Source organism: Catellatospora aurea, assembly GCF_042663325.1.
GTDB classification, from domain to species: domain Bacteria; phylum Actinomycetota; class Actinomycetes; order Mycobacteriales; family Micromonosporaceae; genus Catellatospora; species Catellatospora aurea.
The window spans coordinates 1-7,648 of the sequence record NZ_JBHTAC010000087.1; the positions used below are offsets into that span (position 1 = coordinate 1).

Annotated in this window: 8 protein-coding genes and 1 riboswitch; of the genes, 7 read left to right on the plus strand and 1 reads right to left on the minus strand. The window is 72.5% G+C overall.

Annotated features, from left to right (window positions below):
• Positions 1-125 precede the first annotated feature (125 nt).
• Positions 126-1,448: a glycoside hydrolase family 18 protein gene (locus ACFQO7_RS37440; protein WP_376810841.1), complete on the minus strand. Its 1,323-nt coding sequence runs from the start codon at positions 1,446-1,448 to the stop codon at positions 126-128.
• A gap of 122 nt (positions 1,449-1,570) precedes the next feature.
• On the opposite strand from ACFQO7_RS37440, the gene thiE reads away from it, so the two are divergent.
• The 7 genes from thiE to thiC all read left to right on the plus strand — a co-directional run bounded on the left by thiE (position 1,571) and on the right by thiC (position 7,586).
• Positions 1,571-2,197: a thiamine phosphate synthase gene (gene thiE / locus ACFQO7_RS37445; protein WP_376810842.1), complete on the plus strand. Its 627-nt coding sequence runs from the start codon at positions 1,571-1,573 to the stop codon at positions 2,195-2,197.
• 165 nt (positions 2,198-2,362) lie between these two features.
• Positions 2,363-2,475, plus strand: a riboswitch (TPP riboswitch).
• A complete protein-coding gene (thiO, locus tag ACFQO7_RS37450) occupies positions 2,469-3,515 on the plus strand; it encodes a glycine oxidase ThiO (RefSeq protein ID WP_376810843.1) in 1,047 nt (348 codons plus the stop codon). It overlaps the preceding riboswitch by 7 nt.
• Positions 3,512-3,715, plus strand: a complete 204-nt coding sequence (gene thiS, locus ACFQO7_RS37455; protein WP_376810844.1) for a sulfur carrier protein ThiS — start codon at positions 3,512-3,514, stop codon at positions 3,713-3,715. Before thiO ends, thiS begins: the two co-directional genes overlap by 4 nt.
• 5 nt (positions 3,716-3,720) lie before the next feature.
• Entirely contained in the window at positions 3,721-4,491 is a 771-nt protein-coding gene (locus ACFQO7_RS37460) for a thiazole synthase (protein WP_376810845.1), read from the plus strand.
• Positions 4,485-5,198: a thiamine phosphate synthase gene (locus ACFQO7_RS37465; protein ID WP_376810846.1), complete on the plus strand. Its 714-nt coding sequence runs from the start codon at positions 4,485-4,487 to the stop codon at positions 5,196-5,198. Before ACFQO7_RS37460 ends, ACFQO7_RS37465 begins: the two co-directional genes overlap by 7 nt.
• Before the next feature lie 55 nt (positions 5,199-5,253).
• Positions 5,254-6,039: a bifunctional hydroxymethylpyrimidine kinase/phosphomethylpyrimidine kinase gene (thiD, locus tag ACFQO7_RS37470; RefSeq protein ID WP_376810847.1), complete on the plus strand. Its 786-nt coding sequence runs from the start codon at positions 5,254-5,256 to the stop codon at positions 6,037-6,039.
• A 14-nt stretch (positions 6,040-6,053) separates the two neighbouring features.
• A complete protein-coding gene (gene thiC, locus ACFQO7_RS37475) occupies positions 6,054-7,586 on the plus strand; it encodes a phosphomethylpyrimidine synthase ThiC (protein WP_376810848.1) in 1,533 nt (510 codons plus the stop codon).
• Positions 7,587-7,648: the final 62 nt, after the last annotated feature.

Consider the following 7,648-nt stretch of genomic DNA (forward strand, 5'->3'; position numbering starts at 1 on the left):
GTGCATCGTGTTGCGTCGGCGGGTGCAGAGCAGGCAAATGGGTGCAGAGCAAATGCGGTTCGGGGCATCAGCACCTGGCGCGACGCTCGGTGCCGTGGCGGCGGCGGCCGGCCAGGCGTTGAGCGTCAGCTCAGGCCGTTGTGGATCGCGGTGGTGAGTTCTCCGGTGGCGGTGTCGCCGTCGAGGGACCAGGCCATGGTGCCGCCGAGGCCGTTGGCCTTGACGTACGCCGTCTTCTGGGCGATGACCTGCGCGGTGTCGTAGGACCACAGGGCGCTGCCGCCGTACTTCCAGGACGCGCCCGCGACCGGGTCGTAGTACACGGTGCCCTGCTTGGCGATGACCTTCTTGTAGTCGTCGACGCCGTCCTCGTAGGTGCCCCGGGCCGGGCCGCTCGCGGGCTGGTAGAGGCCGTTGCCGGTGCTGCCGACGCCGGTCCAGCCGCGGCCGTAGTACGGGACGCCGATCACGATCTTGTTGGCCGGTGCGCCCTGGGCGCGGTAGGTGTCCACGGCCAGGTCGACGCTGAACGGCGACGACGGCGTGGAGTACAGGTTCGACTGGTGCCCGGTCACCGGGTCCCACCCGCCGGCCAGGTCGTATCCCTGCACTGTGGCGAAGTCGAGGTGGGAGAACAGCTGCGCGGTCTCGATCCCGGCATTGATCTTCGCGGGGTCCGCGGGCAGGAACGCGGTCAGCTGGTAGCTCCGGCCGACCTGCGCGCCGTACGCGTTGAGCTGGTTGCGGAACTCGGCGGCCAGCAGGGTGTAGTTCTGCTTGTCCTCGGGCCGCACCACGTTGCCGACCTCACCCGCCGAGGCGGGCCACTCCCAGTCCAGGTCGAACCCGTCGAACACGCCGAAGGCGCTGCCCGTGCCGCCGTGCGGCGAGGTGCCGATGAAGGGCAGGTTGCCCTTGATGAACATGTCGATGCAGCTGGCCACCATCGCCTGCCGGGAGGCCGGGGTGAGCGCGGCGTCGGACAGGTACTTCGACCAGGTCCAGCCGCCCACCGACAGCAGCACCTTCAAGTGCGGGTACATCGCCTTGAGCTTGCGCAGCTGGTGGAAGTTGCCGGCCAGCGGCTGGCTCACCACGTCGCCGACACCGTCGACGGACTCGCCGGCCTTGAAACGCTTCTGGTAGTCGGCCCAGGCGTCGCCGACCCCGGCCTCGTTGGCCTCGAAGCAGCGGCCGTCGGCGCCGACGTTGGCGAACGCGTAGTTGATGTGCGTCAGTTTCGCGGCCATCCCCGACGTGTGCAGGTTCTTCACCAGGAAGTTGCGGCGGTAGATGCCCCACTGGACGAAGTAGCCGACCTTGACGTATCCGGCGGCCGCGGCGGCGGCCCCGTCGACGGCGGGTGCGGACGCGGCTTGAGCTGGTACGGCGGCTGCCGCGACGGTGCTGCCCAGGATGAGGGCGACGAGGGCGAGACGGGTTCTCATACCGATTCAAAGTAATTGTAAAGAGTTTTCACAGAATCAGTGATCTGGATGAGCCGATGTAGACGGCGGCTGTCACGGAGGGGGTTGTCCCATTCACCGATGAGAATCGATAGGGTATGGCCATGGCGCTGGGGAGACTTCATCTGATCACCGACAGCCGGCCCGGCCGGGACCCGGTCGCACTGGTCCGGGCCGCGCTCGCCGTGGCCACACCCGACCTGGTCGTCCAGTTCCGGCCCGCGGACGACTGGACCGACCGGCTCGCGTACGAGCTGGCCAACCAGATCGTCGCACTGTGCCGCCCGGTCGGGGTTCCGGTGCTGGTCAACGACCGGCTGCACGTCGCGCTCGCCACCGGTGCCGCGGGCGGCCACGTCGGCGCGGACGACCTGCCCGTGCCGGCGGCCCGGCGGCTGCTCGGCCCGGCCGCGGTGCTCGGCGCGACGTCCCGGCTGCCGGCGACCGCCCTGCGCGCGGTCGGCGACGGAGCCGACTACCTGGGCGTGGGCCCCTGCTACGCGACGTCCACGAAGGACGGGCTGCCGGTGTCCATCGGCGCGGAGGGCCTGCGCGCCGTGGCGCGGCAGGTCGCGGGCACCCCGATCATCGCGATCGGCGGCATCACCGCGGCCCGCGTGCCGGAGCTGCTGGCCGCCGGAGCACACGGTGTCGCGGTCATCGGCGCGGTCTCCGACGCCGCCGACCCGTCCCGCGCCGTGGCCGACCTGCTCGCCGCCGTCGCGTCCTGAAACGACACGTCGCCGCAGCTCGGCTGAGCCCCGCACGGCTCCGCCCCGGTGTGGCGGAGATCGCGGCGGGCGACGTGTGGGTTGCCTCCGGGTACGTGCGGGGTTACGCTCCCGACAGTCGTCACGGACGGCAACACACGCGTAACACGTGAACCACATCTGAACCAAGAACCCCACGGGAGCCCGGTGAACCGGGCTGAGAGGGGAGCTGATTCTCGCTCCCGACCGTAGAACCTGATCCGGGTAATGCCGGCGCAGGGAGGAGGCCGCGGTGGCACCCCTTTCCGTATCCGTCGTCGGCGGCGGCATCATCGGGCTCAGCATCGCCTGGCAGTGCGCCCGGCGCGGGCACGCCGTCACCGTGTACGACCCCGATCCCGGCCGCGGCGCGTCCCACGTCGCCGCCGGCATGCTGGCCCCGGTCGGCGAGTCCTACTTCGGCGAACGCGAGCTGACCGCACTGCTGCTCGAATGCGCCCGGCACTGGCCCGGGTACGCGGCGGAGCTGGCGGCGGCGAGCGGGCACGAGCTGGGGCACCGGACCGAGGGCACGCTGCAGGTCGGGCTGACCGCCGACGACCTCGCCGAACTGCGCCGGCTGTGGACGTATCAGCGGGAACTGGGCGCGGAGGTGGTCGCGCTCGACGGCGACCGGCTGCGCGAGCGCGAGCCGCTGCTGAACCCCCGGGCGCGGGGCGTGCTCGTCGAGTCCGACCACCAGGTGGACCCGCGCCGGGTCGTGGCGGCGCTGCGCGAGCTGGTGCCGGTGCGCCGCGAGGCCGTACACCGGCTGTCCGGCCTGGACGCCGACGTGGTGGTGCTCGCCGCGGGCTGTGCCAGCGCCGCGCTGGCCGGGCTGCCGGTGCGGCCGGTGCAGGGCGCGGTCCTGCGGCTGCGCGGCCAGGCCGCGCCGCGCCACGTCATCCGGGGGTACGCCGACGGCCGCGCCGTGTACCTGGTGCCCCGCCGCGACGGCGAGGTGCTGGTCGGGGCGACCGTCGAGGAACGGGCCGACGGCCACGCCACCGCGGGCGGCGTACGCGACCTGCTGCGCGCCGCCACCGACCTGGTGCCGGAGCTGGCCGAGCACGCACTGGTCGAGGTGTCGGTAGGCCAGCGTCCCGGCACCGCCGACAACGGACCGATCGTGGGCGAGCTGGCACCGGGCCTGCTGGTCGCCACGGGGCACTACCGGCACGGCGTGCTGGCCGCCCCGTACACCGCGCAGGCCGTCGCCGACCTGGTCGACGGCGGCTCGCTGCCCCCGCTCTGGGAACCCTTCACCCCTCAACGCCTGACCGCCGGAGGACTCGGATGATCACCGTGGTCGTGAACGAGACGCCCCGCCCCACCAGGCGCGGCGAGACCATCGCCGACCTGCTGGCCGTGCTCGACGTGCCGTCGCGCGGCGTCGCGGTCGCGGTCAACGGCGAGGTCGTGCGCCGCGCCGACTGGCCCGCGCACCGGCTGCTCGACGGGGACCGGGTCGAGGTCCTCACCGCGACGCAGGGCGGCTGACCGGCATGGACGACAGGTTCCTGCTCGGGGGCGTCGAGTTCGGCTCCCGGCTCATCCTCGGCACCGGCGGGGCGAGCAGCCTCCAGTCGCTGGAGCAGGCGCTGCTGGCGGGCGGCACCGAGCTGGTCACCGTCGCGCTGCGGCGCATCGACCCGAACACCCCGGCCGGGCTGCTCGACGTGCTGGAGCGCTGCGGCGTACGGCTGCTGCCCAACACGGCGGGCTGCTACACGGCCGCCGACGCGGTGCGCACCGCGCATCTGGCCCGCGACGCGTTCGACACCGACTGGATCAAGCTGGAGGTGATCGGGGACGAGCGCACGCTGCTGCCCGACGCGGTCGAGCTGCTGCGGGCGGCCGAGCGGCTGGTCGACGACGGGTTCACCGTGCTGCCGTACACCACCGACGATCCGGTGCTGGCCCGGCGGCTGGCCGACCTGGGCTGCGCTGCGGTGATGCCCGCGGGCGCGCCGATCGGGTCGGGGCTGGGCATCTCGAACCCGCACCACATCGAGCTGATCCGGGAGGCCGTGCGCTGCCCGGTCATCCTCGACGCCGGGATCGGCACCGCCAGCGACGCCGCCCGCGCCATGGAGCTGGGCTGCGACGCGGTCCTGCTGGCCAGCGCGGTGACCAGGGCCGCCGACCCGGTGGCGATGGCCACGGCGATGCGCCACGCCGTTGTCGCGGGCCGGCTCGCGTCGCAGGCCGGACGCATCCCGGTACGCCGCCACGCGCTGGCCTCCACGCCTGCCGAAGGACTCCCGACATGGTGAGCCGGCCGGCAGCGACTCGTGCCGCCGCCCGGCCGGGCGAGGTGACGGGGGAGTCCGAGCCGGGCGGCGGCACGCCCCCTGGTGAGGTGCGCGGCGTGGTCGTCGTGACCGATCGCCGCCAGGCGGCCCGGCCGCTGGTGGACGTCGTCGCGGGGGCGGTGACCGGGGGCGCGCGGATCGTGCTGCTGAGGGAGAAGGACCTGCCGCGCGGGCAGCGGCTGCGGCTCGCGGCGGCGCTGCGGGAGCTGCTGCGCCCGGTCGGCGGGCTGCTCATCGTGGCCGGGCAGGACACCCTCGACGGCGAGGCGCTGCACCTGCGCGCGGGCGCGATCGCCCCGCTCGGGCGGCCCCGGCTGCTCGGCCGCTCGTGCCACGACGAGGCGGAACTCGACCGGCTGTCCACCGAGGACTACGTGACACTGTCACCGGTCTTCCCCAGCCGCAGCAAACCGGGTTACGGGCCGCCGCTCGAACCTGCCGGACTGCGCCGCCTGGCCGCCCGCGCGGGCCGTGCGGTGCTGGCACTGGGCGGGGTCGAGTCGCCCGAGCAGGCCGCGGCCTGCCGAGACGCCGGAGCCGCGGGAGTGGCCGTGATGGGCGCGGTGATGCGGGCCGCCGATCCGGCACAGGCGTACGCGAACTTGCGCGCCGCGTGGGACGGCCTGTGCGACGGATCACACCGCGACGGCGGGAGAGTGCTGGCATGAGCGAGCAGAGAATCCACCACCGCCCGTCCGCCCAGGCGCACCGCAGGGGGACGCCATGAGCACCCCGCACCTCGCCCTGACCATCGCGGGATCGGACAGCAGCGGCGGCGCGGGTATCCAGGCGGACCTGAAGACCTTCGCCGCGCTGGACTGCTACGGCGCGAGCGTCATCACGGCGGTGACCTCGCAGAACACCAAAGTCATCACGGACGTGCACCCGATGCCCGCCACCGTGGTCGCCGCGCAGCTCGGCGCCGTCCTCGACGACATGCCGGTGGCCGCGGTGAAGATCGGCATGGTGGCCAGCGGGGAGATCGCGGCGACCATCCGGGCCCGGGCACGCAACGGCGAACTGCCGAAGATGGTGCTGGACCCGGTGCTGACCGCGTCGACGGGGCGGCGGCTCGGCGTGGTCAGCGCGATCGAGCGGCTGCTGCCGTACGCCACCGTGGTGACACCCAACATCGACGAGGCGTCGGCGCTGCTCGGCTGGCAGGTCAGCACCCCCGCGGACATGGCCGGCGCGGCGGCGCAGCTGGCCTCGCACGGCCCGGCGTGTGTCGTGGTGACCGGCGGCGATCTGGGCGGGGCGGAGGTCGTCGACGCGGTGTGGACCGCGAGCGGGGCGCGGTTCCTGCGCTCGCCGCGGGTGGAGACGCCGAACGACCACGGCACGGGCTGCACCTTCTCGGCGGCGATCGCGGCCCGGCTGGCGCACGGCTACCCGGTCGACGACTCGATCGCCTACGCGAACCGCTATGTCCGCTCGGCGCTGCTGGCGGCGCAGGACTGGCGGCTCGGCAGCGGAGCCGGTCCGCTGAACCATTTCCCACGCCTGTAGCACAAGGAGGCAGCATGAGGCGCAAGGTCTACGTGTCGGGGTCCCGCCCCGACATCCAGGTGCCGTTCGCCGAGGTCGGCCTGACCGACGGCAGCACCCCGGTCCGGCTCTACGACACGTCCGGCCCGGGGGTCTTCGACCACCTGCCGCGGGTGGACTGGGTGGCCGACCGCAGGCTCCACGGCGCGCCGGTGACCCAGCTCGGCTGCGCCCGCGCCGGGATCATCACGCCGGAGATGGAGTACGTGGCCCTGCGCGAGGGCGTGACCCCGGAACTGGTGCGCGACGAGATCGCGGCGGGCCGGGCCGTGCTGCCCGCGAACGTCAACCACCCCGAGATCGAGCCGATGATCATCGGTAAGGCGTTCCTGGTGAAGGTCAACGCCAACATCGGCACCTCCGCGGTCACCTCCGACGTGGCGGAGGAGGTCGAGAAGCTGACCTGGGCCACCCGCTGGGGCGCCGACACGGTGATGGACCTGTCCACCGGCCCGCGCATCCACGAGACCCGCGAAGCGATCATGCGCAATTCGGCCGTGCCGATCGGCACCGTGCCGATCTACCAGGCGCTGGAGAAGGTCAAGGGCGATCCGCTCAAGCTGACCTGGGAGATCTACCGCGAGACCATCATCGAGCAGGCCGAGCAGGGCGTGGACTACATGACCGTGCATGCGGGCGTGCTGCTGCGCTACGTGCCGCTGGCCGCCGACCGGGTCACCGGCATCGTGTCGCGCGGCGGCTCCATCATGGCGGCCTGGTGCCTGGCCAAGCACCGGGAGAACTTCCTCTACACCAACTTCGAGGAGCTCTGCGAGATCTTCGCGAGGTACGACATCACCTTCTCGCTCGGCGACGGGCTGCGCCCCGGGTCGATCGCCGACGCCAACGACGAGGCGCAGTTCGGCGAGCTGCGCACCCTCGGCGAGCTGACCGAGATCGCCTGGCGGCACGACGTGCAGGTGATGGTCGAGGGGCCGGGGCACGTGCCCATGCACAAGATCAAGGAGAACGTGGACCTGCAGCAGGAGGTGTGCCACGAGGCGCCCTTCTACACGCTCGGCCCGCTGACCACCGACATCGCCCCGGCGTACGACCACATCACCAGCGCCATCGGCGCCGCGATGATCGCCATGTACGGCACCGCGATGCTCTGCTACGTCACGCCCAAGGAGCACCTCGGCCTGCCGGACCGCAACGACGTGAAGGCGGGCGTGATCGCGTACAAGATCGCGGCACACGCCGCCGACCTGGCCAAGGGGCATCCCGGCGCGCAGGCGTGGGACGACGCGCTGTCCAAGGCGCGCTTCGAGTTCCGCTGGGAGGACCAGTTCGACCTGTCCCTGGACCCGGAGACCGCACGCTCCTATCACGACGAGACGCTGCCCGCGCCCGCCGCGAAGACCGCGCACTTCTGCTCCATGTGCGGCCCGAAGTTCTGCTCCATGCGCATCAGCCAGGAACTCAAGGAGTACGCCGTCAAGGGCATGGCCGACAAATCCGCCGAATTCGTCGCCTCCGGCGGCCAGGTCTACCTCCCCCTGGCCTGACGCCCACCGCCCCTCCCTCCGCAACTCTTAAAGACTCGCGGCCTCACGTCATCCGTGAGGCC